Source organism: Candidatus Wallbacteria bacterium, from assembly GCA_028687545.1.
In the GTDB taxonomy this organism is placed as follows: Bacteria; Muiribacteriota; JAQTZZ01; order JAQTZZ01; family JAQTZZ01; genus JAQTZZ01.
The window spans coordinates 123,864-149,943 of record JAQTZZ010000003.1 but is presented as its reverse complement, the minus strand read 5'-3'; the positions used below and the strand labels follow the sequence as shown (position 1 = coordinate 149,943).

24 protein-coding genes are annotated in these 26,080 nt (G+C 46.2%); 15 read left to right on the top strand and 9 right to left on the bottom strand.

All coding sequences use genetic code 11. The features are described from left to right. Positions 1-5 precede the first annotated feature (5 nt). From ndk to PHW04_02425, 5 genes are read right to left on the bottom strand one after another with little or no spacing between them, the layout of a single operon-like run. Positions 6-428: a nucleoside-diphosphate kinase gene (ndk, locus tag PHW04_02445; GenBank protein MDD2714734.1), complete on the bottom strand. Its 423-nt coding sequence runs from the start codon at positions 426-428 to the stop codon at positions 6-8. Further along, entirely contained in the window at positions 421-1,149 is a 729-nt protein-coding gene (locus PHW04_02440; GenBank protein ID MDD2714733.1) for a Stp1/IreP family PP2C-type Ser/Thr phosphatase, read from the bottom strand. Before PHW04_02440 ends, ndk begins: the two co-directional genes overlap by 8 nt. Continuing rightward, positions 1,146-2,327, bottom strand: coding sequence for a pyridoxal phosphate-dependent aminotransferase (locus PHW04_02435; GenBank protein MDD2714732.1), 1,182 nt, complete (start codon positions 2,325-2,327; stop codon positions 1,146-1,148). Before PHW04_02435 ends, PHW04_02440 begins: the two co-directional genes overlap by 4 nt. 13 nt (positions 2,328-2,340) lie before the next feature. Beyond that, entirely contained in the window at positions 2,341-3,606 is a 1,266-nt protein-coding gene (locus tag PHW04_02430) for a hypothetical protein (GenBank protein ID MDD2714731.1), read from the bottom strand. After that, the gene (locus PHW04_02425) at positions 3,599-5,260 is read right to left on the bottom strand and encodes a M6 family metalloprotease domain-containing protein (protein MDD2714730.1); all 1,662 of its coding nucleotides are present in this window, start codon (positions 5,258-5,260) and stop codon (positions 3,599-3,601) included. The genes PHW04_02430 and PHW04_02425 overlap by 8 nt, the downstream gene beginning before the upstream one ends. Positions 5,261-5,381: 121 nt before the next feature. Here PHW04_02425 and PHW04_02420 point away from each other — a divergent pair, with 121 nt between their 5' ends. The 14 genes from PHW04_02420 to PHW04_02355 all read left to right on the top strand — a co-directional run bounded on the left by PHW04_02420 (position 5,382) and on the right by PHW04_02355 (position 19,012). Further along, entirely contained in the window at positions 5,382-5,900 is a 519-nt protein-coding gene (locus PHW04_02420) for a hypothetical protein (GenBank protein MDD2714729.1), read from the top strand. Beyond that, the gene (locus tag PHW04_02415) at positions 5,897-6,307 is read left to right on the top strand and encodes a hypothetical protein (protein ID MDD2714728.1); all 411 of its coding nucleotides are present in this window, start codon (positions 5,897-5,899) and stop codon (positions 6,305-6,307) included. The genes PHW04_02420 and PHW04_02415 overlap by 4 nt, the downstream gene beginning before the upstream one ends. Then, positions 6,307-8,133 (top strand): AAA family ATPase, encoded by a 1,827-nt coding sequence (locus PHW04_02410; protein MDD2714727.1) that lies wholly within the window; start codon positions 6,307-6,309, stop codon positions 8,131-8,133. Before PHW04_02415 ends, PHW04_02410 begins: the two co-directional genes overlap by 1 nt. A gap of 243 nt (positions 8,134-8,376) precedes the next feature. Then, on the top strand, positions 8,377-9,963 hold the full coding sequence (locus PHW04_02405) for a M36 family metallopeptidase (GenBank protein ID MDD2714726.1): 1,587 nt from the start codon (positions 8,377-8,379) through the stop codon (positions 9,961-9,963). Between the two features lie 129 nt (positions 9,964-10,092). After that, positions 10,093-10,275, top strand: coding sequence for a hypothetical protein (locus PHW04_02400; GenBank protein ID MDD2714725.1), 183 nt, complete (start codon positions 10,093-10,095; stop codon positions 10,273-10,275). Positions 10,276-10,293: 18 nt separating this feature from the next. Beyond that, positions 10,294-10,524: a type II toxin-antitoxin system Phd/YefM family antitoxin gene (locus tag PHW04_02395; GenBank protein MDD2714724.1), complete on the top strand. Its 231-nt coding sequence runs from the start codon at positions 10,294-10,296 to the stop codon at positions 10,522-10,524. Positions 10,525-10,647: 123 nt separating this feature from the next. Then, positions 10,648-11,136 (top strand): type II toxin-antitoxin system VapC family toxin, encoded by a 489-nt coding sequence (locus PHW04_02390; GenBank protein MDD2714723.1) that lies wholly within the window; start codon positions 10,648-10,650, stop codon positions 11,134-11,136. After that, a complete protein-coding gene (locus PHW04_02385; GenBank protein MDD2714722.1) occupies positions 11,120-11,314 on the top strand; it encodes a hypothetical protein in 195 nt (64 codons plus the stop codon). The genes PHW04_02390 and PHW04_02385 overlap by 17 nt, the downstream gene beginning before the upstream one ends. A 549-nt stretch (positions 11,315-11,863) precedes the next feature. Continuing rightward, a complete protein-coding gene (locus PHW04_02380) occupies positions 11,864-12,406 on the top strand; it encodes a hypothetical protein (GenBank protein MDD2714721.1) in 543 nt (180 codons plus the stop codon). A gap of 27 nt (positions 12,407-12,433) precedes the next feature. Beyond that, positions 12,434-14,230, top strand: a complete 1,797-nt coding sequence (locus PHW04_02375) for a GIY-YIG nuclease family protein (GenBank protein ID MDD2714720.1) — start codon at positions 12,434-12,436, stop codon at positions 14,228-14,230. Between the two features lie 126 nt (positions 14,231-14,356). Next, positions 14,357-15,121 carry a hypothetical protein gene (locus tag PHW04_02370; GenBank protein ID MDD2714719.1) on the top strand — a complete coding sequence of 255 codons (765 nt, stop codon included), beginning with the start codon at positions 14,357-14,359 and terminating at the stop codon, positions 15,119-15,121. A 117-nt stretch (positions 15,122-15,238) separates the two neighbouring features. After that, positions 15,239-16,741, top strand: a complete 1,503-nt coding sequence (locus tag PHW04_02365) for a Fic family protein (GenBank protein ID MDD2714718.1) — start codon at positions 15,239-15,241, stop codon at positions 16,739-16,741. Between the two features lie 74 nt (positions 16,742-16,815). Further along, positions 16,816-17,664 carry a YitT family protein gene (locus PHW04_02360; protein MDD2714717.1) on the top strand — a complete coding sequence of 283 codons (849 nt, stop codon included), beginning with the start codon at positions 16,816-16,818 and terminating at the stop codon, positions 17,662-17,664. Beyond that, positions 17,657-19,012, top strand: coding sequence for an HD domain-containing protein (locus PHW04_02355; GenBank protein ID MDD2714716.1), 1,356 nt, complete (start codon positions 17,657-17,659; stop codon positions 19,010-19,012). Before PHW04_02360 ends, PHW04_02355 begins: the two co-directional genes overlap by 8 nt. Here the strand turns inward: PHW04_02355 and PHW04_02350 are convergent. Genes PHW04_02350 through PHW04_02335 form a run of 4 tightly spaced genes read right to left on the bottom strand, consistent with a single transcriptional unit; the run spans position 19,002 to position 25,100 of the window. Then, a complete protein-coding gene (locus PHW04_02350) occupies positions 19,002-21,338 on the bottom strand; it encodes a fused MFS/spermidine synthase (protein MDD2714715.1) in 2,337 nt (778 codons plus the stop codon). The two genes, PHW04_02355 and PHW04_02350, sit on opposite strands and share 11 nt — an antisense overlap. 38 nt (positions 21,339-21,376) lie before the next feature. Next, positions 21,377-23,698 carry a fused MFS/spermidine synthase gene (locus PHW04_02345; protein ID MDD2714714.1) on the bottom strand — a complete coding sequence of 774 codons (2,322 nt, stop codon included), beginning with the start codon at positions 23,696-23,698 and terminating at the stop codon, positions 21,377-21,379. Beyond that, positions 23,695-24,774 (bottom strand): mechanosensitive ion channel, encoded by a 1,080-nt coding sequence (locus PHW04_02340; protein MDD2714713.1) that lies wholly within the window; start codon positions 24,772-24,774, stop codon positions 23,695-23,697. The genes PHW04_02345 and PHW04_02340 overlap by 4 nt, the downstream gene beginning before the upstream one ends. 38 nt (positions 24,775-24,812) lie before the next feature. Then, the gene (locus PHW04_02335; GenBank protein ID MDD2714712.1) at positions 24,813-25,100 is read right to left on the bottom strand and encodes a DUF2087 domain-containing protein; all 288 of its coding nucleotides are present in this window, start codon (positions 25,098-25,100) and stop codon (positions 24,813-24,815) included. A 162-nt stretch (positions 25,101-25,262) separates the two neighbouring features. Between PHW04_02335 and PHW04_02330 the strand changes: the two genes are divergently transcribed. Next, positions 25,263-26,015 carry a tetratricopeptide repeat protein gene (locus PHW04_02330; GenBank protein MDD2714711.1) on the top strand — a complete coding sequence of 251 codons (753 nt, stop codon included), beginning with the start codon at positions 25,263-25,265 and terminating at the stop codon, positions 26,013-26,015. Positions 26,016-26,080: the final 65 nt, after the last annotated feature.

The following is a 26,080-nucleotide window of genomic DNA, read 5'->3' as shown; positions in this document are numbered from 1 at the left end:
TTGAATCAATAGTTAAAGACTTCGCTTTTCCTGAAAAAAATCTTGATTTCACGTTCAGCAGCTTCGCGGCAGTCGGAAGCATGTACAAGGTTCTCCGTGGTATTGAAAGCGAAATCTCCACGTATGCTGCCTGCTTCAGCTTCCATCGGATTTGTGGCACCTACGACTTTGCGGCAGAGTGCAATGGCATTGTCGGACTCGATCACCATGGCCAGTAAAGGACCTGAGGTGATGAACTGGATCAGGTTTATAAAAAAATCCTTGTCCTTATGCATGAAATAATGCTCTTCAGCCTGTTCCCGTTCCAGTTTCATGAAACGCATGGCTTCAATTTTCAAGCCTTTCTGTTCAAATCGGCTGAGAATATCTCCCATCAGTCTGCGTTTGATGGCATCCGGTTTAAGCAGGATCAAAGTTTTTTCAAGCATTCTGCACCTCGATTAAAATGATAGTGATATTGTCATTGCCGCCGGCTTCATTGGCGGCTGCGATCAAGTCCCTAGCCTTGGCTTTCAAGTCAATTTCAGGCATTAAGATGATTTCTGCAATTTTATCATTATTTACCAAGGAACACAGGCCGTCCGAACAGAGCAGGAAAAAATCTTCTGCTTGAGGGGTACAGGTGAAGGTATCTACATTGACATCAGGGAAGATCCCCAGCGCTCTGGTGATGATGTTTCTCCTGGGGTGATTCCTGGCTTCTTCTTCAGTGATTAAGCCAAGACGGACCTGCTCAGCCACCAGTGAATGATCGTCAGTAATCTGTTCGATCCCGATTTTGGGAGAGATCCGGTAAATCCGGCTGTCACCTACATTGGCCAGAAATAATTTGTCATTCAGAAACAGGGATAAAGCAATCGTAGTGCCCATGTGAGAGGATTCTTTCTGATTTTCGCGGTAGATCTGGCCGTTGATCTCTTTCACCCAGTCGAGTAAGGTTTCCGCCACATTGCCTTGCGTCAATGTGGTTTCGCTGATCTCGTACAGGCTTGCTAAAAGTGCAGTCGCCATTTTGGAGGCTTTTTCCCCGAAAGAATACCCTCCCATGCCGTCAGCCACACAGAACAGCTGCTCGCGCATAAGGAAAGAGTCTTCATTGTTAGTCCTCTTTTTCCCGATGTCTGAAAGTCCGTATGACTTGAGGGTCACTTTTGGGAAAGCCTCCCCAGCGCTTTTTTCAGTCGTACCAGGCCTTTTTCCAGTTCTTCCCAGGAAGCCGCAAAGGAGATCCTGATATATTCTTCAGAGAAGAAGGATTCTCCCGGCACAACAGCCAACATGAACTCATCCAGAAGCCAGTTGCAGAGTTCGTTGGAATTCCGGATTTCCTGGTTGTAGTAATGGTCCACTTTCACGAAGACATAGAAAGCCCCTTCCGGCTTGTAATAGCTGAGATGAGGGATTTTGTCAAGTTCTGAGGTGAAGTAGTCCCTTCTCTCGCTGAAGGTTTTCACCATTTTCCGCACCTCCAGTTGCACTTCGGGATTTTTCAACCCTTCCAGCGCTGCATACTGGGAAATTGTGCAGGCATTGGAAGTCTGATGACTCTGGATGCGGTTGAGGAGGGTGATCATGTCCTTGGGGCCTGCAGCATAGCCGATGCGCCATCCCGTCATGGAGAAAGCCTTGGAAAAACCGTTGATCAGCAGTGTCCGATTCCTGATCTCAGGAACAAGAGCCGGCGGCGAAAAATGCTTGTTATCATCGAAGATGATTTTTTCATAGATTTCGTCCGAAAGCAGGATCAGATCCCTTTCCTGGCAGAGCCGGGCGATCTCGATCAGTTCCTGCTTGTTGTAAATATAACCTACCGGATTATTGGGAGAATTGATGATCAGGGCGGTGGTTTTGGAAGTGATTTTTCGAGCCATTTCCTCTGCCTGTGGTTTGACAGAGGCTCCGAAAACGAGAGTGGGGATTCCGTGGGCCAGCTTGATCTGTTCAACGTAGCTGACCCAGCATGGAGAAGGAACCAGGACTTCATCGCCGGAGTTGAGCAGACAGCGGAATCCATTGTAAATTGCCTGCTTAGCTCCGTTCGTGACTATTATCTCGTCCGGAGAATACTTAAGGCCATTCTCAGTCAGAAGTTTCTCGGCAATGGCTTCCCTGAGTTCGATGATCCCCGGGTTGGCTGTGTATTTCGTCTTGCCGTCACGGATGGCCTTGATTCCGGCTTCAGCCACAGGAAGCGGAGTTGGAAAATCCGGTTCACCTGCACAGAGGATCACAGTGTCTTTTCCTGATTTCTTCAGATCCTGGGCTTTCTTAGTGATTACCAGGGTCTGAGAAGGTGAAAGTCCCGAAATTTTTCTAGATAGCTGCATTGCCACTCCTTGACTAGATTTGGTTTACGGTTTCGCTAACCGGGCCGGCTGCCGAATGCCTGAAACTGTCCTGTCCGATCCGGCTCAGCAGAGTCTGCAGTTCAGCCAGTTGGCTTGCAGCGGAAGTCTTGTCTCCCGCATAATAATCGCAAATCGCACAGACCGTATGGGCGTCGGTGTTGGAAATTCCGAGGCTGTATCCATCTGATAAATATAGTCCCGGAGGGAGCAGAGATTCAAGATTGGAGGCAGCCCCGGTGAAACCGGCGGGAGTGGTTTCGCAGATCGAGGCCAGAGAGGCATAAATCACTGCAGCCAGCTGGGAAGAGCTTTTTGAGGAAGCGATGCTGGAATAGGCAGCAGCCCAATTTTTCTCCCCGAAATACGCAAGGCTGGCAGCAATCTGGGACTCCCGGCTTTCGGCAGGATCGGTATTCAGTCCTGAAAGTGTTGCCAGACAGCCGGCGAACTGCCCCGCAATGAGCATCCGGTATGCGGAATATATGCTGATCGCATTGCTGCCGTTCAGACGTTCGCGAGCCAAATCCTCGTTCCCGGATTCGATAATCACCAGTGCATGATCGGAAGTGACATCCAGCGTTTTCCGCGCGAAAACATCAGTTGTTTTGATCATCAGGTTGGCCATTCCTGAACTGAACATGGCGTACTCGCTCTCTGTGAAAGGAATAGTTACACCTCCAGGGGTATAAGTAGCTGATTTCCCGTTTTCCTGAAAAAAAAGGTCGGCGGAATTGAACTCGATCAGATTTCCAATCGCATTGAAATAATAAAGCTTCAGATTGAAGCTGCCTGCTGTAGTGCTGCCTTGTTTGGGAAGAACTACCAGCTGGTTACTGGCCAGACTGGTTGTGGTGATGCGCAGCTCATAATCATTGGAGGGAAAATTCCGGTTAGCGCTGATTCTTCCATCTGCGGTCTTGCCCCCGAAACTGATCCTGAGATTGCCTGTGATCACACCCCCTGTTCCGGAGAAGGTGAAATCATCTTCATACAGAGGCAAGCTGAAAGAAGAACCGGAAATCATTACTGTCCTCGTAAAATTTCCATTGAGCGGGGTGAAAGCAGCTGTACCGGAAACAGGAGAATATCCGGCAGGTGCCGGGAGGCTGGCAACAAATTCTTCCGCCACCTGGTATACACTGCCGTTAATGGAAGTCAAAGGCGTGACCGTTCCACCGCCTCCATCGCTTCCTCCACCTCCGCAGGCCGACAGGAACAGAAACGCAATCAGGAAGGCATAGGCAAACCTTTTAGTCATGTCCCGCTCCAGAAGCTGCAGGGGCGAAAAATGTCTTCTTCACACCTGCTGCGGTGAATTGCAGACTGGCAGTTTTAAGGATGCCTGAAACGCGTCCGGAAAGATCCAGGTTCAGACAGTTCGAAGGGTTATTTATTTCACAGGTCGCAAAATAGGTGTTCCCGGTTAAATGGACGGCTGAGATCTGTCTCAGGGACTGCCCTTCCGTAAGATTGACTGAAAGTTCCTGGCTGTCCAGGGCAGCAGTTGAGGCAATGCTCATGAATAGAAGTTTCGCTGACAGTGGATGGAAAAAAATCCCTGCCAAAAATCCGAAGCTGCTTTCCTTGTCGAATCCGATTCCTGCATCTGAGGCGTGGATATTTTTCAGGAAGACTGCGGATTTCAGTCCAGCATAGTATGAATTGCTGGAGGGAGCGGTGTCCGGAGTGAAGGAGGTTTTCAGGGATGTCCCCGGAAAAGGATCGCCCTGATCTCCTTTATTAGCTTTTCTGTCGAGGCTGTTGGAAGCGTCGGCTTCTTCCAGATCGACACCTTTGTGATTATAATCTGAATTGACATTGTTATCCAGCCATTTGGATGCCAAAACCTGCTCATCCACATGCCAGATCAGCATTCCTCCTCCGGGAAGATATGCATCGTAGCCCGTCCTGCCTCTGTTTTCCAGCAGGAAATATTCCGAGCCTGTAAGCGAGATTTTATAGACTGTGTCAGTTTCCTCCATCTGCGGCAAGGTAAAGTTCCCGCTCTGCGCGCTCAAGTCAAGCGGAGCTATCCATCCCAGATAAAATCTCTCATAGGCGCTGAAAAGCGGGGGGGATTCACCGCTGTATGATTCCCCGTTCCAGCATCCCAGGGACATCACATCCCAGTTCCCGGTGCCGTATGAACCATAGGTAGTGTCGTAAAAGTCGACCAGGCCGAGATCGTGTCCGAATTCGTGCACCATGATGCCGAGCGGTGAGGAATTGGCAAAAATGCAATAGTTGACTACTTTGAGTTCTCCGGTGGCAGGTTCCCCGTCAGGAGTATCAGAAAGACTGCTGTAATCGTCGTCTGTACCGTTTATTATCTTCCAGCTGTGAGACCAGATGTCCCCGGAGTTTCCATTTTCCTGAGCATTTCCGGCATGTATGATCATAAAGTGATCAACTATGTTGTCATGGTTGGTATCCAGGTTATGGGCCTGAAAGTCGAAACCGGAAGCTGTGAGGAGTCTGACGGCTTCGCGGGCCAGCTCGTAAATCTCATGATCCGCCCCTGTGTCGATCCCGTGGCTGTCGGAACCCCAGTAATTGTAAGTATGTGTTGAATAGACGGTCGGGGTGACAACAAGCTGGACGGAAAAATTCCCGTGGGAAGATTTTTCATAATAATCCTTGAATTTGGCGAGCAGGTTCATGTCGATGCCGGGATGAGCCCTGTCTGAAAAAGCCACCGGCACTGTCAGGATTGTAGCAGTGCCTGTAACATCGATGCGTCGCTGGTAAGGGGCGCGATCCCGTTCGTGATAAATCGGCCCTCTGGCAGGGGCAGAGGGATAAAGATTACTCTGATAAAGGTAATTATATCTGTCCGGATGCGGAGGGGCATCAATTCTGGAAGCATGTAGAGAGTAAGAAAAAAACAGCAGAACAATCAGGAGAAATCGCATATTTATCTTAACCCTGGAAGATATCAATACTATTCGATATAAGATATCAGAAAAGGATTTTTTTTAAAAATCATTGAATGATTCAATTCACAATTCCTCTCTGATGCTGTATATTTTTCTCATGAAACCCTCTGTCATGATTCTTGTTTTTCTCTGCGGAAGCCTGATTTTTGCTGCTGATATTTACAGCTGGACTGCACCGGACGGAAAACTGTATGTTTTTTCGAGCCGGGAAAAGCTTGAGGAAGTGAAGCAGAAATACGAGCCAGTACAGAAAACTGAGAGTATTATTCAAAATAAGGTGGATCTGAATGATTCCGAAGAACCTCCTCTCGAACCGATTATCACACCAATCCATCAGACTGAAAAAGTAGAAAAAATAGAAATTCAGAATCCATCCCAAGAGTTGATTCAGCAGATACCGGCCGCCCCCAAGCTTCCAGCCGGTAATGCTCCCGGCCGGATTGTCAGACCGGTTCCCGAATCCCAGGAAAGCCATCCCCCATTTCTACTTTACGCATCCCTCTGCATTCTAGCCGCAGCAGCGATTTATTACTGGAGAAGGCAGGAATTAGCCGCTGAAGACGAGTCACCTGGCAAGATTCCGGTAATCAGCATCGTGGAAAGGGAAATTTTGTGAGCAGGATCACTAAAGCCTTGCGGAAAGCTGAGACTGAAAGCATTCCGTTGCGGAGAAAGTCCTGTTTCAACCAGATTCTGGACCAGCTTCTGCCTCAATTGCCGCGACCTTTCTCCCTGAGCATTCTCTATCAGGAGCAGGATACAGCGTACCGCAGATTCATCGGGCATTTCACCCGGGCATTTTCCGAGCGGTTTGAAGTCAGATTGATCACAAAAGATGCCGCAGCTTTTTCCGAGTTTGAAATTAACTGTCAGGAAGGACGAACAGAAGAGCATTTGATTTACATTTTCGACAACATTGACGACGAGCGCAGCAGGCTGGTGTTTTTAGTGAATCGTGCGGATTTCTTTGTTTACCACAACTTCCCCGCCGAAAAAATCCTGGGGGCGATTTTAATCCGCTGATGTATTTGAAATTCTTCAATCTGACCCGTTTTCCTTTCCATGTCACCCCTGACCCTGAATTCATCTATCTGACAAGCCGCCATGAAGAAGCTCTGAACCGCCTGAAATTCGGAATCGAGTCCAATCTGGGATTCATTGTGCTAACAGGCGAGATCGGATCAGGCAAAACCACCTTAATCCGGAAAATCATCGGGGAATTGAAGGGCGAATACGCCTTTATCTTCAACCCGCAGGATGATTTTCTCAAACTGATGAGGCAGATCCTGGATGAACTTGAAATTATCTATGCGAAGAGCGATGACGCCCTGGAACTGATCAACAAGCTCAATACACACGCCCTGGATTGTCTCTCACAAAACCTGCCCCTGACTGTGCTGATAGACGAAGCCCAAAACCTGTCAATCGCTACTCTGGAAAAAGTGAGAATGCTCACCAACCTCGAAACCGACAAAGCCAAGCTTGTGACAGTGATTCTGACCGGCCAGCCCGAATTGTCCAAACTGCTGGAAGAGCCCGCGCTGTTTCAGCTCAAGCAACGGATCGGAATGAGGTATCATCTTAAACCTCTCGCTTATGAAGATCTTGCACCATACATCAACCATCGCCTCAGAGTGGCAGGCAAGCAGGAAGTCCCTGCAGTCGTTTTTACCGGATCTGCCTTACGCCGGATCTATTCGGTTTCCAGAGGAGTGCCGCGTCTGGTGAATCTGATCTGTCACCAGGTTCTGATCACCGCCTTCACTCTGGAGAAGAAAAAGATCACAAGAGAAATGGTGACTGAGATCTCCCGTGAATTCAAGCTGCCAGGCAGATTATCAGACGGTATCTTTCAGGCTGTACCCCTCTTTCTGATCCTTCTGGCACTGGTTTATTTTGCAGGCAGCAGGGAAGGCTGCCAATCCCCGGCCAGAGGAAGCAGGCCTGAAGCCGGTGCCAATAAAAAGGCGGAAATTATCAATTCACCTTGCGTGGCTACTCTGGAAGCGGAAGTAACTTTAAAAATATCAGAATCCCAAAGGCCTGCAGCAGGTTCATTGATTCCACAGTCTGCCGAACTCCAGACAGGAACAACTGTGGAAATCCCTGTCAAGAAGGAGTTATTAATTCCATACTCCGAAACCTTGGTTCCATTGAAGCTTGTAGAAGAAAAGACTGTTCAAACGGAAGTGGGAAAACCCGTTCCAGATCGGCCCGTAATTATCGCCAAGACTTTAGAAAGCAAAAAAAAGGAACCGCCGAAACCTGCTGTCATCCAGCCCGTGCCCAGGCCCCAACCAGCGATTCCAAAGGAAGCAGGACCCCTGCAAGCGGATCCTATCAAGCTGCCTGTAGTTTACCTGAAAAAAACCGGGGACAGAGTATATTTCCTGCCTGATGAACTGCGGCCCATCAGATATCTGTTGATTACAGATGAGTCGCTCGGGACCGCGGAAATCGAGGGGAAAGGTTTTGAGCAGGACGGCGGATTTTACTCCAGGGAAATGGATTTCTACGGTAATGATGGAGAGCAAGCGAAAAACATCAGGATAGCCGGGAAAAATTACAGGATTGTCTATAAAATTGACAGCACCCCTCCCCTGATTCCAAAATCAATATTGAGTAAGCAGGGGGCTGAATATCTATTGATTTATCCTATGCAGCCTGCCAGGGACTTCACAATTTACCTGAACAACGTCAAAAAAACAGCTGCCTATTTTCGAGAATATCCGGGATATGCAGTCAGGATTCCGGCCAGCGCGCTTTTTCAGAGCTCCAACGAGGTGCGGGTTGTGGTCAGTGACAGGGCAGGAAATTCAAGCACTTCGACATCCAGTCTTTTCCCCTGAAACCAAGGTTTTCAGCCGATTTGTTACAAATTTGGACAATTTGTAACAAAATGTAACTGGCTTTAGCCCTTTTAGTGAGGATATTATTATTACAGTACAAGTATATTGGATTTACTGTATCGGCAGGTGACAGTAGCGGAAAATCCTTATCCGGGAGGTGGCGTAAAGCCGATGGGATAGTAGGCAACAATGTAATGTAAGAATGTAAAAGTATAAGTTGTATAAGAGTAACAAGGAGGAGTAGTGAGTAAACTGAAGCTGTTCGTGTTCTTCTTTCTGATCACAAGCGTCTCAATCTATGCTTTCCAGGCTGATGATTCCAATGCACTGCTGAGAAACCTGCAGGAAAAAGATACCATGACCCTGCGCGGCTTCCAGAATGATTTTGCCGTTTTCGGCAAAGTCGACCCTAATTTTGAAGTGACCTGGGACGAAACCTACGCAGTACCTTCCTCAGTCTGCGGAAATTTCTGCAGCTGCGGCAGAGCTGACCTGATGAATCAGTATCGCTCCTCGCTTCCGGAAAACCTGACCCTCAATAAAATCAAGAACAATGAGGGCCATGAAGTTTATGAATACTCCTTCAATGGAATCAAAGTTTTCCCGAGCGCTCTGACCTATTCTGCAGGCAACAAGGGATTCATGCTCGCCGGAGCTTTCATCCACAACACAGTCATCAAGAATCGTTCCATTTATGACATCGCCACCTGCGAGAAGATCGCCACTGAATATCTCCATGTATTGTCGCTCAGGATGGATACAATCTCTGAAAAAGTTTTTTTCAACACTTATAACGGCCTGAAATCCGCATACCTATATAAAATCGGCGCAGAGCAGCCGCTCGGCGATTTCCTGATCGTGGTGGACGACGAGGACGGAGAAGTTGTTTACTGCGACAACCTGATGCAGTTCATGGACGGCAAGGGCTCAACCTACATGACAAATCCGCTCAAGTGCGATGCGACTGTGGAACCGTTCACAGCCATCACCAAAAGCGGTTATCTCCAGGGTTCCTGGGCCAAGATCGAGAACGGCAACAGCTCAGCCTCAGCCGCCAATTCCGAGCGGAATGAATTTGTCTACGAGACCACAGACACCCATTTCGACGAATCCCACATGTATTTCCACATGACCCGCATCCATGATTACTTTAAGGACACATTCGGTTATACAGGCATGGATAAACAATCCAGGGCAATCGTGCATTACGGCAACAACTATGACAACGCCTTCTTCTCTCCCTGGGGCGGCTACTTCGCTTTCGGGGATGGCAGCAAATTCAATGACCTGGCCAGGGAATCGGCAATCGCCTATCATGAATACACCCATGGCGTCACTTCAGACATCGCAGGGCTCGGAACTTCCGGTGAAGCCGGCGGAATGAATGAGGGATTATCCGACTATTTCGGCAATTCCATCGACAATGACCCTGACATCGGCGAATACGCCTGCGCCAAGATGGGCAAACCCTATCTGCGCTCCTGCATCAACAATTCACATTACCCTGAGAGCGTGCAGAATGAATGCCATGCCGACTCTCTGATGTGGTCTGCTCCGCTGTGGGAAGTCAGGCAGGCCTTCGGCCGGGAAGTCGCCGACTCACTTGCCCATTACAGCCGCTATTATATCAACAGCAGTTCCAAATTCGCCGACGGCCTGAAAGCCATCCTCAAAGTCGATGACGAAAAATTCGGCGGCATCCACAAGGAAGAAATAGTCAAGATCTTCGCAGCCCGCGGCATCCTGCAGAACTCCAAAGTCTTCATCGAAAGGCTGAAGGAAAAGGATATCGTGCAGAAGATGTACGGCGAAGTCGCAACATCCGGATAGGGAAAGTAATTATTTACAGATAGCTAATCATTTACCTCCTATTTCCAATTGGCCGCCGGCAAGGCGGCCATTTTTTTAAGGTTTGGAACGGCCCTCTCAACCCCTGACAAATTTTGGGTGCAGCTAAGGATGGATCAAAAAGGCAACATACTTGCAAAAACCCTGTTTTTTTGCCATAATCAGAAGCATGGAATACCTGATCAGGATCAAGCCGAGAGCTTACGTGTTGGGGAATTTCGAATTCTGTTTGAAATCCACGGAGCTGAAATCATTGTATACAGGATAAAAAATAGAAAAGATGCCTATCAATAAGGCCAAGGAGCATCAGAAATGATAAAACTGCATCCCGAATTCCTCAAAAAAAACGGTAAGGCTGAGTTTGTTGTATTCCCCTATGACGAATATGCAATTATCCAGGAACTGTTGGAAGATGTCGAAGATCTGATGGACTTGAGGGAAGCCAAAAAGAAAGAAGCAGGAAAGTCGGCTCTTACACTGAATGAAGTCAAATCAAAGCTGAAAACTGCTAAGCCAGTCTCGAAAAAACGCAACTTTCGCTGAGCACTGCAAGCAAGGGTTTCGTCTACACTAAAAACGGAATCGTCAAAGCCGCCCCGCCCAAGCGCGGTACACCTGAAGTGCTGTCCGAATACCAAAAGTTGAGGAATCTGATATAATTACATTATGAAGAAAATGCGGATCTATCTTGATACATCAGTGATTAATTTTCTTTTCGCTGAAGACGCGCCGGAATTTATGGCAATTACCCGGGAATTATTCGAAAACTTTGTTGGCCCCGGAAAGTATGAGGTTTTCATTTCTGAAGTGGTAATCAGGGAGCTAGGGAAAACAAGGAACGAGACAAGGAAAATTTCTTTGTTAAAAGTGATCTCCGATTACGCTCTCAAGGTTTTACCTCTTGATAGTGAATCGGAAAAATTGTCTGAAATTTACCTTGAGCAGGGTGTAATACCAAAAGCTAAAACAGATGATGCAAGACATGTTGCAATTGCTGCGACCAATCAGATGGATATTCTACTTTCCTGGAATTTCCGGCATCTGGCCAATGTCAACAAACAGATAAAGATCAAGGCCATCAATGAAAAGGAAGGCTTACTGCATCCTTTATTGTTATTGAGCCCCTTGGAGGTTATCGATGAAGAAGAAAAGTAATGTTATTCCTAAGTCGATGCAGGAAGTCTGGGACTGGAAAAAAGAAGTCTACGAAGATACAAAAAACATGGAGTTCGAAGAGAAAAAAAGTTACTTTACCGAAGGCATTGAAACAGCCCTTAAAATTCTTAATGCCAAGCTTAAAAAAAATCCGGACGGCAGTTTCCTGATAGTGTGAAAAACTCCTGAAAGGGCGCTCTCCTCGTTTTTTTGGTTTCCCCATTAGCCGGGTTGCTGATAGTGTCACAACCCCGTCATTCCAGCGGCTATAGTCCTCGGAGTCCTGTCGGAGACAGGACATAGGGGAAAGCTGGAATCCATCCGTTCTCAACTTGCCTGTCCCAAACCCCGACTTGTCCCCGTCTGAATGCTTGGAAAATATGTAAAAAAAGGCCAGGAAAAAGAATCGCAGGCTGTGAAATTTTCTGATTTCGGAATATCTGGAAAATCCGGAAGGGAAATAGTATTGTAAAATGGCATTAACCGGCTTGATACGGCCAATCATAACAAAGAAAATTGAATTAAGTTCCGCAATAAAATTAATTAATTGATTTCCGGAACTTGAATAATATTTTATCACTTTCAAAAATATCAATCAGCGGTAAAAGTTGACAATGAAGCTACTTTGTGTTAATATATCTCAACAAAATTACGGTGAAACACTTGCAAAATTTCGAGTGCCAGATTTCACCGAAGTATCCACTGCTTTTTTTTAGAGGTAGCGTTTATGAAACAGATTGATGTTAGAGAAGGGGCCCGGAGACAGCATCGTACTATCTCTTTATTTGCAGTTATTCAATGCTGGATTCGTGGATTAGATGGAGTCGCTTTCACGCGCCAATCGCTTCAAAGATTGATAGGTCTTATACGCTTCAAAGGAAAGCGAGAGGTTTGGTTCAAAGAAGACTTCAAAGAATTTTTCCCACACATCAAAACTTATTATTCAAAAGTTCCACCTAAATCATTTGAAGTTCTGATTGTATCGCGTCTTCCATTAGATGACTATTTACCAAATGGTGCTGATTCAACTCAAGATCTAATTGCTGAAATTGCAGAGGGTGGCCCAAAAATTGGAGTGTTCCAATTATGGGGTAATCCAAATGAAGAAGAACTCAAAAGTCAATTTGAAGGATTGGTTCCCTTTTTCGCAGATTCTGTCAATTATGACGAACGTTTATTAACGTCCTATCTAGCGCTCCTTGTTCAGGGACAGGTTTCACCGCGTAGCCTACTTCCTATGGATGTTGAAGCTAAGCAAAGCAATGTGTGATATCGACCTAGTAATTATGGAGATTAAATGTCAGCAGGTTTTATTTATGTTTTAGTGAATAGTTCCATGCCAGAATTAGTTAAAGTTGGAAAAACCACAAGGGAACCATTAGCTAGAGCAGATGAATTGTCTGGTGTGACAGGAATACCAACTCCCTTTATAGTGGCATTTGATCGCTTTTTTGAAAATTGCGATGAAGCCGAGCAATACATTCACACAGTACTTTCTGAAAAAGGATATCGGGTATCTGAAAACAGAGAATTTTTTAAAGCTCCTGTAAAAGATGTAATTACTACAATTTTACAAGCACCTAATCCATCTGGAAATATTCCCAGCGAAGGCACTGAAGATGAAGACTTACTAACCAAAAATCAAAATGATGAACTGAATGATATGAAGCTAAGCAAATGTTCACCTATACACCACCCTTGGACTGATTTGCTTAACGAAGCGGAAAATTATTATCACGGACATGATAAACACCTCCAGGATTTTTCCGAGTCATTAAAATTATACAAAGGGGCAGCTAAGCTCGGTTGCATTGTTGCATATCGATTTATAGCTCACCAATATGATTCCGGGGAAGGCGTTCCTAAAGATAAGCAAAAAGCGTTTGATTTTCTAAAAGAGGGTGCACGAAAAGGGGATTACTTTTGCTTTTTGGAAATGGCAAGAATTTTTTCAGGTGAAAATAATTTTAATAATTTTAAGAAATGCGTTAAAAAATTCTTTGAGGCTAGAGAATTAAAGCCGGATATCACTATTGAAAAACATGGTGATTTTGATTCATTTATTATGTTTTTGAGCGTTGCTGATCAAAATGTAAAGTCTGGAGCAATCATTGCAATTGCTGAATCTGAATTCAAACAAAAAGTGGAAATCTTACAGCAGATAGAAAAGAATGAATCCAACCCTTCTGTTTGTGAGGCAATACTCAAAATCATCGATCAGACTCGGAAACATTCCACTCTATTACCATCTAGATTGATTGAAATTACTTCCAAGTTAGAAACCGGTGACGATTCAGATCTTTTTTCTAAAAACAGTAAAAGAAACGATAAATTTAAATTGAACAGTGATACAACCCCAGCGTGGGTAAATATTTTAAACAAAGCGAACAATCATTATTTCGGACAAGTTGAACATCCCAAGGATTTTTCCAAATCAATAAAGTTGTATAAAGAAGCGGCCAAATTTGGTTGTATTTATGCCTACAAATTTATCGCACGTCAATATTATTATGCTCAAGGTGTACCAAAGGACAATCAAAAAGCTCTTGATTTTTTAAAAGAAGGAGCTGAAAGAAAAGGTGATTATTATTGTTACCTTGAAATTGCAAGAATATTCTTGGATGAAAATGATCATGATAAGTTTAAAGAATGGCTTGATAGATTTTTATTTGAACGATTCCGAAAATCACGGACAGTAGGAATAGATTTAAACATGGAAAAGTATGGGGAAGGTTACTCCATAATCTTAGTGGGAATTTTATTGGAGGTAGTCAAAAAGAAAGTATCGATTAAAAAGTGGGATGGGATTCGTCGCGAGGAGAAAGAAAAAGTTTGCAATTGTATAAAAGGAATGCAGGCAAGATTACGTGCTGACATTGCAAAGAAAGATCAAATTGCTAAATTAGCGGGAATTTTAATGTATGAAGTTAACAAGGAAATTTCTACTGAAATCTGGAAGTATAAACATGAGGAGAGAGAAAAAGTTTATTCATGTATAAAAGAAATGCAAAAGAAAAAGGACTATGGTAAAGCATTGAAAGAACAAATAACTGAATTAGATGGACTTTTAAGCTATGTGACGAACTCACTTTAAGAGCTAAATTATGAAAATTCTTGATTGTAAATCTTTAGGCACAACATATAAATCATTGAAATTTACAAAAACACCTGTTTTAAGGTGAAAATGTCAGAATGTAGTGGGAAGATCAACAGGTTTATTATGAGCGACAATAAATTACAAAAAAGCCGAGAACGACTTTTACTTGAAAGTTTTCTGGATGTTATGTGTATTTCAAAAGAATTTATCGAAGAAAGAGAGTCTCCTGATTTTCTCATTCAATTTGAGGGAAGAAAAATCGGAGTAGAACTCACAGACCTTTTTGTGAACATGAGGCAAACAACGGGAGGCAAGTTTTTAACACAAGCGCAAGAGTCGATTTCCAGAAAGATTATTAATCAATCCCAGAAACTATACCAACAAGACATCTTGTCAACTCCTGTGCGTGTTAGTATTGGATTTTTAGACGATCTCAGAGTATTAGATAGAAACTGTGATGAAGAGGCAAAATTTATTGCTGAATTTGTTCGTGATTTAAGACTGTTTAACGGAGAATATTTCGAATTTAATCCCGATGAAATTGAGCATTCCCCATTGCCAGAAGAAATAACCTTTCTTCATGCTTTAGGTGTGCCTGAATTTGCAATGGCCTCATGGGATGTTGTAGATGCTGGAATTCCAATGCCAATTAGTGTAGAACTACTGCAAGAAAGAATTGAAGATAAATCTAAGAAATTAAAGGAATATCAGAAGGTTGTGTCTGAAAATTGGCTCGTAATAACAGGTAATAATTTCAAATTTTCTCAGATGTTTAAAATAACGTCCGAATTTGACCCAACACTGATCAGCAGCCCTTTTTCAAAGACATTTTACTTTAGCGGGACTGCAATCGTCAAACTTGGCAGCAATGCAAAAGAATCGGATTAGGATTAACTGGCGGAGTTGCGTGGGATAGAGAAAATGATGGAAGAAAATGCAGGAAAATAGGAGTATTTAATTTTTTCCGAGGTCTATTATGGAGCTGAATTTAAAGGAGCTGAGCTGATGTTTTACAACTGGCGTCCGCTGGAAGATCTTCCTGAAGATTGGAAAAATCTCGCTTCTCTGCAACTGGCCAGTCTGTCCCAAGTGTGGCGGGAACAGAGAGAAAAATTGCGCGAGGATAAGGATTTAAAGGAGTTTAATGCACGGCTGATGCGAGAATGGGCGATTGAAACTGGAATCATTGAAAATATTTATTCGCTATCGCGGGGCATTACTCAGGTTTTAATTGAAAAAGGTTTGTCGGAAAACCTGATCGGCCATGGAGATGCGAATCTGCCTTCTGATGAGGTTATACCGATCATCAAGGACCATCTTGAAGTTTTGGAAGGTTTGTTTGATTTTGTTGCAGGCCGCCGTCCTTTATCTGTCTCGTACATAAAAGAAATGCATGCTGCCATGACCAGGCATCAGGAATTCACAAGAGGAATCGACAGTCTGGGAAAGAAAGTGAATGTTCCATTGATCAGGGGCGACTGGAAAAAAATGCCGAACAACCCATCCCGCCAGAACGGCTCACATCACGAGTATTGCCCGCCAGAGCAAGTGGCTTCAGAAATGGATAATTTAATTAAACTTCATCTTGAACACTGTTCCGCGCAAGTACCGCCTGAAGTGGAAGCTGCCTGGTTACATCACAGATTCACCCAAGTGCATCCTTTCCAGGATGGTAACGGCAGAATAGCCCGCACTTTAGCTTCACTGGTTTTTATTCGAGAAAGGTGGTTTCCGCTGGTTTTAACCCGTGATATGAGGGATGATTACATTGCTTATTCGGAGAAAGCCGACCAGGGGGACATTTCCGATTTGGTCAGACTTTTTACAAAAGTTCAAATCGATGCTTTCAAGAAAGCATTGAGCATTTCCGAGGACATTGTCCGTGAAAGAAAACATCATCATGATATCATCCGGTCGGCTGTGGATAAAATCGCTGAGAGGAAAAAGGACGATCAGAAAAACAGGAAATTGCAGGCTTTGGAAATTTTCTCGCAATTGGGAACTTATACAGGTAAGAAACTAGAAGAACTGGCTTCAGAGTTGAATGAACATTTACAGCGGATTGACAAGAATTATGGCGCACAATTCCAGAAAAATGGTAAAACCAATGACCATTGGTTCAGGGGGCAGATTGTGGCTTCCGCGCGTAAACTTGAATATTTCGCTGATCTCCGTACATATAAATCGTGGATAAAATTGAGGTTAACTGAAGAACGGCAGACAGATATCATTTTTTCCTTCCATTTTCTCGGACAAGCTTTTACAGGTATCTGTGCTATCAGCGCGTTTCTGGAACAGAAAGACGTTGCGCACAAAGAACCTAAGAATAAAATTCAAAGCTCTGCTGAGAGTTATATTGAAGAGTCACTACCATCTCCAAATGTGATTTGCGAGGAAGTATTTCAATTTTCATACAATGAACCCTTAGATAATGTTGAAAGAAGATACAAAACCTGGTTTGAAGATTCAATCAGGATTGGGCTGGAATCCTGGCGGCGGCAGTTATAAACCAGCTGTTCTTTTCCCAGTAACCGGATTTAAAAGTCAATCCCCCTGTGATACAATCAGCCTATGGAGGCTCTATGCATAAGTTTCTCCATCAACTGCTCAAGATATGCTTACTCTGCGTTGGAGTATTTGCTGCAGCTTTCGGACTGAAGGGCTTTTTACTGCCGAACTGCTTCATCGACGGCGGGGTCACCGGGATCTCCATGCTGATTTCAGCTGTTTCAGGCTGGAGCCTGCCTCTCCTGATCGTGCTGGTCAACATCCCTTTCATTGTGATCGGCTACTATCATGTGGGACGTACTTTCTGCATATCCGCGTCATTCGCGATTCTTGGCCTGGGACTTACACTTCTGCTGGTCCACTTCCCGGTAGTTACTACTGACAAACTGCTGGACGCAGTGTTTGGAGGAATCATGCTGGGCGCCGGGGTAGGCCTGTCAATCCGCGGTGGCGGAGTGCTTGACGGAACTGAGATCGTAGCACTTGTCTCAAGTAAAAAACTGGGAGCCACGGTCGGAGACGTGATCCTGCTCATGAACATCATCATTTTCAGTTTCGCGGCCCAGCTTCTCTCCCCTGAAATCGCGATGTATTCGATACTGACGTATTTTTCCGCTGCCAAGACAGTGGATTTCATACTTTACGGAATCGAAGAATACCAGGGAGTTACGATAATTTCAGCGAAAAACGCAGAGATCAAGCAGATGATCGTGAATGATCTCGGCCGCGGAGTCACGGTTTTCCAGGGGCGCGGCGGATTCACGGAGGCGGAACAGGACATTCTTTTATGCGTGATAACCAGACTGGAAGTATCCAAACTGCGCAGCATGATTCATGAGATTGATGAATCCGCCTTTGTGATCACTGAACATATTTCCGAAGCCAGCGGAGGCATGGTAAAGAAACGGGGGTTTCATGGCTAAGAAAAAAATATACTGGCTCGAAGAGAAGGGAAAAGTCATCCGTGATCCGATCTGGAGTTACATCTATATCACAAAGGAAGTCGAGCGGCTGATCGATACCAGGGAATTCCAGAAACTCAGGCACATTTCTCAACTCGGGCACGTGGAACTGGTCTACCCTGGCGCCAGGCATTCCAGATTCGAGCATTCCCTCGGTGTTTACCATCTGGCCAAGTTTTTCCTGCGCCAGCTCATGTCATCCGATCCCCCTCTGGTGATCGACGAAGAGGATATCGCGACATTCCTCGCTGCAGCCCTGATCCATGATATCGGGCATTACCCGTATTCCCATATCCTCGAAGAGATCCAAGTGTTTTTCCAGGACCATGAGGAGCGCGGACGGAAAATCATTCTGGACCCGAAGGGTGAACTGAGCCATGTGCTGTGCGAAGTCTGGGGAGTGGACCCTCGGCGTGTAGCCAATATCATCGATTACAAGGGAAAAAATATTCCTGAACGCGACCTTAGGCTTGCCAGGATCCTCTCCGGAACCCTGGACCCGGATAAGATTGATTACCTGCTGAGGGATTCCAGGTATTGCGGCGTGCCGTTCGGCGAAGCTGTGAACAAGGACCGCCTGATCCAGTCGATTGTCTATGACGCTGAAAACGATGGACTGGCCATCAGCCACAAAGGCATTTCAGCGATCGAAGCCCTGATTTTCACCAATTACCTGATGTACAGGAACGTTTACTGGCATCACGGAGTCAGGTCCAGTGTAGTCATGTTCAAGCTGATAGTCAGTGAACTTCTGCGGCACCCGGACAACGGCCTGACTGAGAAGGATTTCTACCTGATCAGCGAATATGAGCTGCAATCGCTTCTGAAGCGCAGACTGGCTGAACTTAAAATGAAGGACCTCCTGAATCTGCTCCAGAATATTGAAAAACGGAAGCTGTATAAGCGTGGACTGGTTTTTTATGCCTGGGAATTGTCACGCAAGGAAACGCATCTTTTCTATGATTTCTACCAGAATCCGGAATTGAAGCGGACGCGCGAACAATGTCTGTGCGGGGAGATCGGCAGGAAAATCCGGAAAAAACTTCATGGCCACGAGATCCTGATCGACATCCCGAAATTCGGAAAAAGCCTGCAGATCGACCTTAGAGTCTTCATGCCGGAGGATGTCTGCGTGAGAAAGAAGAATCCATTCACCTTCGATGATTATGAAGTGACGCAGCTTAAAAAACATCTGGTGGATAATTTCGAAAATTACGCGAAGACCTTCCACGTCTTCTATCATCCGGATTTTCCGGAAATCAAGAAAAAGCTCAGCAAACGGGAAATCCTTTTGGAAGTCAGGGAATAGCCAGTTTCGGTTCCTGGCTCGGGAACCGCTTCATTTCAGGCACAACTGTGGCTTTCTTTGAAAACAGGCTGTAAGGAGAACGGAACTCCACCACAGGATGGTCGTCTGTATTAAGTTCCCCTTTCCCTGCATAGGTTTTCAGGTCATTACCGCTTAACAGTTCCAGTGCCAGAATTTTTTCAGGTGAATCCATTCCGATCGAACTGAGATTTTCCCGAATCGACTTTTCAGAGAAGGCGGTTTTCAGATGTTCAATGCTGAGATCCTCTATCCGGTCACAACTCAGAATCAGCAGGTCATAATCATTGGGAGTGAAAATGATGCTGTAGGGGAAGATCGAGCCTTGCGCTCTGAGCACGGATTTCACGTCTTCTTCAGAAATTTCATAGGATTGAATCCACTGGCATAAAATCCCCCCTGGATTGAGGTGTTTTCTGGCATCCCTGAAAAATTCCCTGGTGAAAAGGTTGCCTACTCCAGCCACCCAGAGATTGGTGGGCTGTGAGATAATCACATCGTATCTGCTCCTGGTGGTGGCCATGAAATTCCGGCCATCCTCAATCTGAATCACAGGCGGGGTTTGTTTGAAAACACCATGATTGACATGCTCAAAAAGGCGGGAAGCCTCGACCACTTCCCTGATCAATTCCACTGCATCGAAATTTTCGGGGTGATGCAGGGAGGCGGAATATGCCGAAACTCCGCTGCCCCAGCCGATCAGCAGCACACTTTTCGGATTTTTATGCATAAGGCATGGCAGCTGGCCGACCAGCACCTGGGTGGGCATATCCGCGTCGTCTGAAGCATCCACTTTGCCGTTGATCACGAGGAATCTGGACCCCATCCGCTCAAACACATTCACATAACCCTCCACGCCATCAGCCTGGAATTTCACCAGAGGCTTGAGGATGGAGAGTTTTGAATTGGGTGTTCTGACCTGTTCATCGTAAAGCTGCTGAAAACGTTCAGGCCTTTGAAAAACCATGCTGCTGTATAGTCGATAGTCCCAGCTGGGAAAGATCCAGATCAGCAGTAACGGCAGCGCTCCAAGCAGAATCGTGTATAAACTGGTTTTATCAGCCCTTTTCTGCACAAAGAAGCAGGAAATCAGCAGCAGGCCGGAAAAATAGATGGTGTTCTGTGTCCCGAACAAAGGGATCAGAAAGAATCCCGCAGCCAGCGAACCCAATACGTCGCCTGCAGTATTCAGAGCATACAGCCGGCCCAGGCCTGTCCCCTGTTTTTCGCTGTTTGAGAGCTGGATTCCTGCAGCCATGGGGAAAATCCCCCCCAGGAAAAAGACGGGCAGGGAAAGAATCAGGAAAATGAGGGCTGCCTGCCAGGTCAGGAATGTGGCATAGTCGATCCTGTCGTTCAGCAGGATCAGGTAGATCAGCAGGGCCGGGGTATAGTAGATCAGCGGAGAGAGGAAAATCGTGAACAGGCCTGAGAGGTAGAGCGAACGCTGCAGGATAAATTCAGGGCACCCGGCAGTCGATCTGTTGGAAAAATAGCTGCCCAGTGCAAGCAGCAGGATGAATACAGATACTGTCAGGGAAAAAGCGTAGACAGTGGAACTGAAGCTGAAAGAAAAGGCCCGGATCAGAGCGATTTCCAGGCTCATCCCTGCAAAACCGGACAGGAAAAGTGTATAAACAAGGTTCTTTGCGAGCGGCGTTGAGGTTTCCGCAGGTTTATCGGCCGCTGGGCTGGAGGCTACCCTTGAAATCAAAAAAGCCCAGCCCGCAAGAAGCAGATTGATCAATGCAGCGCCGAGCATTGTGCCGCGCAGGCCATAAGCCGGGATCATCAGAAATCCAGCGCTGATCCCGCCCAGCGCTGCTCCGGCTGTGTTCAGGCCATAGAGCCTTGAGAGGCCGGATTCGAAATCCGGATCTTCGCTGGTTTGAAACTTTACGATCAGGGGCAGAGTGCCTCCCATGGCACAGGAAGGCAGGAACAAAGTCAGGAAAGAAAGCAGAAAACGCAGGCCGGTCAGCAGCACCGGAGTCTGGGACAGGAATGGATGCAGAGCAGTGTAAAACCAGGTGTTAAACAGGTCGAAAACCGGGAATATCAGGGCAAAGAGGAAAAGAGTCAGTTCGAGCAGCGCATAAATCCGCAGCGGGTTTTTAGATTTGTCTGAAATCCTGCCGAATAAAAGCCCGCCGACCGCAAGCCCGGTCATGAATGCAGCAATCGTGGTAGCAGAGGAATAAGTAGAACAGCCCATGATCCTTACAAAGATCCTGCTCCAGGTTACTTCGTAAACAAGGGCGCAGAATCCTGACAGGAAGAAGATAGTAAAAAGTGATTTTCTGGCCATACGATATCCGCAAAAAGATTAACCTGAAACCGGGTGATTTACAACTGGCCTTTCCTGATGCCTTCTATGATTTCCTGATCAGGGGTGAAAAGACTGTATGGAGCCAGGAATTCGAGCAGAGGATGATCGTCTGTATTGATCGGGCCTGATTCGCAATAAGCCCTCAACTTTTCCGAATTCAGCAGTTCGCCTCTCAGAATATCTTCCGGTGAATTGAGCGATAATCTGGAAAGCTGTTCCCTGATTTCAGGTACTTGGAAAGCCCTGTTCAGGGAGACTGGATCAAGATCCCCTTTTCCGCTTACAACCAGCAGATCATTGACGCTGAAGGAGTAACCCCGGGCCTCGGGAAAGACTCCGCTGAAGGTTCTGAGCGCGATCTTCAACATTTCAGGGGATGTGTCATAGCAATGAAACCACTGACAGATCAGGCCTCCTTCTTTCAAATGACCCCTGGCGCTTTCGAAGAATTCCCTGGTAAAGAGGCTGCCGATGCCTGCGATCCAGAAATTAGTAGGCTCTGAGATAATGATGTCGTATTTTTCAGGCGTGGCAGCAAGAAAGTTACGACCGTCGTCTATCACCATCCTCAGGTTCTTGTGATCCAGGATGCCGTGATTGATATGGTTGAACAGACGTGAAGCCTGGACCACTTCCTCGCAGATCTCCACTGCCGTGTTTTTTTCAGGGTCCCAGAGTGACGCTGAATATGCAGTAACTCCGCTTCCCCAGCCTATCACCAGAACATTCTTGTGACTTCCCCCAAACAAAAACGGCAGATGACCCAGCATCACCTGAGTGCCCATGTCCAAGCCGTCCGAGGCGTCCACCTTGCCGTTGATGGCAAGGCTGGTCACACCCTGATGCCTGATGACTGTTACTTCAGCTTCCACTCCCTCCTCTTTAAACAGAAGCTCGGGTAGAACATATGCTGCCTTCTGATCAGACCGGTGATCTGACGGCTGGAAAGTTGAGCCAGGTGTCTGCAGGAATCGCTCAGGCCGATAGTACACTGCCGAATTGAGCAATTTGATGTCCCAGGCTGGATAAAACATGGGGAACAGCAAGGGGATCAGGAAAAGAGGGAGGGTTGAGTTCAGCTGTTTTTTTCTGAAGTAAAAAAAACCTGTCATCCAGAGCAGCATTCCGCTCAGATTGATTGTGTTCTGCATGCCGATCAGAGGCAAAAAAACAAATCCGGAAGCAAGCGTGCCGATCACGTCACCAGCAGTGGCCAGGGCATACAGGAAACCAAGAGATTCCCCTGTATTCCTTTTGCCTGTGCAATACTCCGCCACTGTCAGAGGGAAAACACCGCCCAGGCAGAATCCCGGCAAAACGATGATGAAAAAGGTGAGCAGTATCTGCCAGACCAGGAACCAGCCGTATCCGATCAGGCCGAACAGCCGGAACAGCATGATCACCATCGGGGGCAGGAGATAGATCAGTATCGGGAGCAGAAAGATCGAGGCTGTGCCGGAATAGAGCAGGAAAAGCAGTGCTTTTCCGCTGTTTCTGGCAAGGATCCTTGCTCTGTAGCTTCCGAAGGCCAGCGAGGCTATGAACACTGACACTGTGAGAGAAAATGCATAGACTGATGATCCGAATACAAGTGAGAGGGCGCGGATCAGTGCGATTTCCAGGATCATGCAGGCGATGCTTGTTACGAACAATATCAAAGCCGGAAATGGATTCCGCAGGATCAATGCAGAAGAGGAAGATTCCTGGTCCGGATTTACTAAAGCGGCAAGTTCGATTCTGCCATTGGCGAAGGCCCAGGCTGCGATCAGCAGGTTTACAAGGGCGGCTGTCAGCATGCTGAGCCTGATACCCAGAAACGGGATCAGGACAAAACCAGTCATTGCGCCACCCAGGGCAGCTCCTGCAGTATTGCAGGAATACAGCAAAGCCAGATCGGACTTAAAATCCTTGGAACCGGACGAAAGATAGCGCCCGACTAAAGGCAATGTAGCGCCCATGGCAAAAGCAGGGGGGAGCAGGAAGGCCAGGGAGAGGATAAATCTGAGAAAGATGAGGCCTGAGTGAGAGGAATTGAAAGCAGGGTGAAAAATGAGATAGGTGTAGTCCAGCAGCCTGACAAGAGATGGGAACACCAGCGAATAGAACGCCAGGAAAGCCTCGCAGCCCGCATAAGCCCAAAGCGGTTTCGCCCATTTACGGGAAATTTTTCCTAGAATTCCGCTGCCTAGCGCCATTCCCAGCATGAAGGCTGTGATTGTGACTGTGGATGAGTATGTGGAGTTTCCCAGCACACGGGCAAAAACCCTGAACCAGACAACTTCATAAATCAGGGCTGAGAGACCGGAGAGGAAGAATATCAGAAAAATAGTCTTCTTCAAGCGGTTTCAGATTTATCCAGGATTATGATCCTGGTGGGAAGTGCCAGGTTGATTTTTTCACGTTCAAACTCTTCTGTGATCCCCAGATTGATTTTCTGCCTGGCTTCGGCATGTGCGGAAAAATCCCTGGCATTCAGATAGTAGGCTGCTTCGAATTTAAGGCCGTTTTCAGTGATTTCCCCGAAAAAACAGTAATCAAAATCCACGCTTTGGGTTCCGGAAATGATCCGTTTCACAATTTCAGGGATGGCCTTCAATTTGGTCGTGGGTATGCCATGAGCGACAGTCAGATCGAAAGAGACGCGGCGGCGCACCATTTTATGGTAATTTCTGATCCTGCTGCCTGTCAGGTCTGAATTGGAAAACACTATCTGTTCCCCGCTGACGCTTTCCAGGCGGGTGGTTTTAATCCCGATTTCGCGGACTGTACCCTGTGATTCTCCGACCATTATGAAATCACCTTCCTCGAAAGGCCGATCGAAAAAAATCACGAAATAATTGAAGAGATCATTCAGGATATGCTGGGAAGCCAGAGCGATCGCCATGCCTCCGATGCCCATACCGGCAAGAATGGTGGTAAGGCTGAAACCCAGGTTGTCGAGGATGATGGTAGAGCAGAGAATCCAGAAAATCAGTCTGACTGTTCCTGTGATACCTGCCGAGGTAGTGGGAGAGATTCGCGAGCCCTCCTGCTTGAACCAGTGCTCTTCCAGGAAATAGACAGTCACGCAGATGGCGAATCTCGTGGTCTGGACAATCACAAAGATCAGGCCAAACCAGTCCACAAGTTTTTTAATGGCTACGCTCAGGTCAAGTTCATTCACGGCAAAGTAAAATGCCAGATAATAGAGCAAAGGAAAAAGATACTTTTCCACCAGCTTGGGAATGATGCTTTCAGCTCGGAGTTTTCCGGCTGAAGCCAGGAATTTAAGCCGCCGCAGAAAGAAATTCTTCACGAAACGCATGCAGGAAAAAGCAAACAGTAAAGTCAGGACTGCAATCGCATAGCTGGAAAAAGAGTTGCCCAGAAACTTCCAGGACCAGATTTGATTTCTGAAAAATATTTTCTCGATCAAAGAAAAAAGACTATCGAATCCCTGCTGATTCATGTGCACTAAGTCTTGGCTTCAGTTTCTTTCTTTTCTATCCAGTATTCCTTGCAGTCTTTCGTCCTGTATAGAAGCTTGGCGTCAATCATGTCCCTGCGCAGGAGAGCCGGGTTTTCAAAAGTATGGCTGTTCCTGAGGATCTGGTTGACTTCAGATTCCGCATATTTTTTGCCGACTTCGAACTGTGTATACAGATGATTCAGGGCTAAAAGCTGCAGGCTGCGCTTGGTGGGCCACTGCTTCAGTTTGCCATCCTGGTCGAGAAAATTCTTCAGTTCTGCAGGAAAATCCATCTTTACCTCCGTTTTGTAATGCAACCATATATTACCATCTTTCACTCCAACAGGAAAGTTCTGGCCATGATGACTCCTGGTGTGAAGGATATTCTTTCGCGGATTGCCCGGGATATGCTATAAATTAATCAAAGCTGGTTTCTGATTTAGCGAGGTTGGAAGATGAAAATTCTGATTAGCTTGCTGCTTTCCGGATTGCTCACGACTGGTCAGGCCTTTTGTCAGGAAAATAAAACAATCAATGAAGTATCTTTCGGGACGACAATTGAAGTCAGCACACTTTCACGCAGGGGGCAGGACTGCTTTTTCATGTTTTACAGCCCCAAAAGCGAAAAGTGCCAGAACATGATGAATTTCATCAGGGATTACGGGGCGGGAAACCACGGCGTTTACATCACAATTGTAAATATCGACCGGAAAGCTCACAAAGAAATTGACTGGGATTCTCCTGTTTCAAGGCAATATGGATTGAAAACACTGCCTTATTATATCCTGGTCGACAGCCAGGGGAAATTCTCGGATGGAGAGGAGGCCTGGAAGGTATTTTCAGGAAAACTGTTCCACTTCTTTGAAGAAAAGATGGCAAAAAAAATCTCGTTTCTCCATGAAGACAGCTCCATATATTGCGAATTCGGTTCTTTCTACATGGAATTCGGGGAATTCGGAAAAGCTGCTGAAAAATACCGGAGGGCCGTGGAACTGACCGGCAGCGAGAATGAGAAAATACTATATGACTTTGCCTGCGCACTATCCAGAGCAGGTCGACCGGAAGAAGCTTTGAAAAATCTGGAAAAAGCCCTGTTCCTGGCTAAGAAGCGCCACACTGAAGAGTTGCTGCAGTATTTCAAGCAAGACATTGACCTGGAGCCGCTTGCCGAGCAATCAGGATTCCAGGCACTGCTGGATAAATATTGATGCAGGATAAATAAAAACACCCCTTTTCAGGAGTGTTTTTTGTGAGTTGTGATCGGGATTTTTCA

Coding starts and splice junctions, on each gene's coding strand:
- PHW04_02410 (MDD2714727.1), top strand. CDS start 6,307: ATGTATTTGAAATTCTTCAATCTGACCCGTTTTCCTTTCCATGTCACC.
- PHW04_02330 (MDD2714711.1), top strand. CDS start 25,263: ATGAAAATTCTGATTAGCTTGCTGCTTTCCGGATTGCTCACGACTGGT.
- PHW04_02380 (MDD2714721.1), top strand. CDS start 11,864: ATGAAACAGATTGATGTTAGAGAAGGGGCCCGGAGACAGCATCGTACT.
- PHW04_02350 (MDD2714715.1), bottom strand. CDS start 21,338: ATGGCCAGAAAATCACTTTTTACTATCTTCTTCCTGTCAGGATTCTGC.
- PHW04_02355 (MDD2714716.1), top strand. CDS start 17,657: ATGGCTAAGAAAAAAATATACTGGCTCGAAGAGAAGGGAAAAGTCATC.
- PHW04_02420 (MDD2714729.1), top strand. CDS start 5,382: ATGAAACCCTCTGTCATGATTCTTGTTTTTCTCTGCGGAAGCCTGATT.
- PHW04_02400 (MDD2714725.1), top strand. CDS start 10,093: ATGGATCAAAAAGGCAACATACTTGCAAAAACCCTGTTTTTTTGCCAT.
- PHW04_02365 (MDD2714718.1), top strand. CDS start 15,239: ATGTTTTACAACTGGCGTCCGCTGGAAGATCTTCCTGAAGATTGGAAA.
- PHW04_02435 (MDD2714732.1), bottom strand. CDS start 2,327: ATGCAGCTATCTAGAAAAATTTCGGGACTTTCACCTTCTCAGACCCTG.
- PHW04_02385 (MDD2714722.1), top strand. CDS start 11,120: ATGAAGAAGAAAAGTAATGTTATTCCTAAGTCGATGCAGGAAGTCTGG.
- PHW04_02430 (MDD2714731.1), bottom strand. CDS start 3,606: ATGACTAAAAGGTTTGCCTATGCCTTCCTGATTGCGTTTCTGTTCCTG.
- PHW04_02390 (MDD2714723.1), top strand. CDS start 10,648: ATGAAGAAAATGCGGATCTATCTTGATACATCAGTGATTAATTTTCTT.
- ndk (MDD2714734.1), bottom strand. CDS start 428: ATGCTTGAAAAAACTTTGATCCTGCTTAAACCGGATGCCATCAAACGC.
- PHW04_02395 (MDD2714724.1), top strand. CDS start 10,294: ATGATAAAACTGCATCCCGAATTCCTCAAAAAAAACGGTAAGGCTGAG.
- PHW04_02360 (MDD2714717.1), top strand. CDS start 16,816: ATGCATAAGTTTCTCCATCAACTGCTCAAGATATGCTTACTCTGCGTT.
- PHW04_02335 (MDD2714712.1), bottom strand. CDS start 25,100: ATGGATTTTCCTGCAGAACTGAAGAATTTTCTCGACCAGGATGGCAAA.
- PHW04_02375 (MDD2714720.1), top strand. CDS start 12,434: ATGTCAGCAGGTTTTATTTATGTTTTAGTGAATAGTTCCATGCCAGAA.
- PHW04_02425 (MDD2714730.1), bottom strand. CDS start 5,260: ATGCGATTTCTCCTGATTGTTCTGCTGTTTTTTTCTTACTCTCTACAT.
- PHW04_02370 (MDD2714719.1), top strand. CDS start 14,357: ATGAGCGACAATAAATTACAAAAAAGCCGAGAACGACTTTTACTTGAA.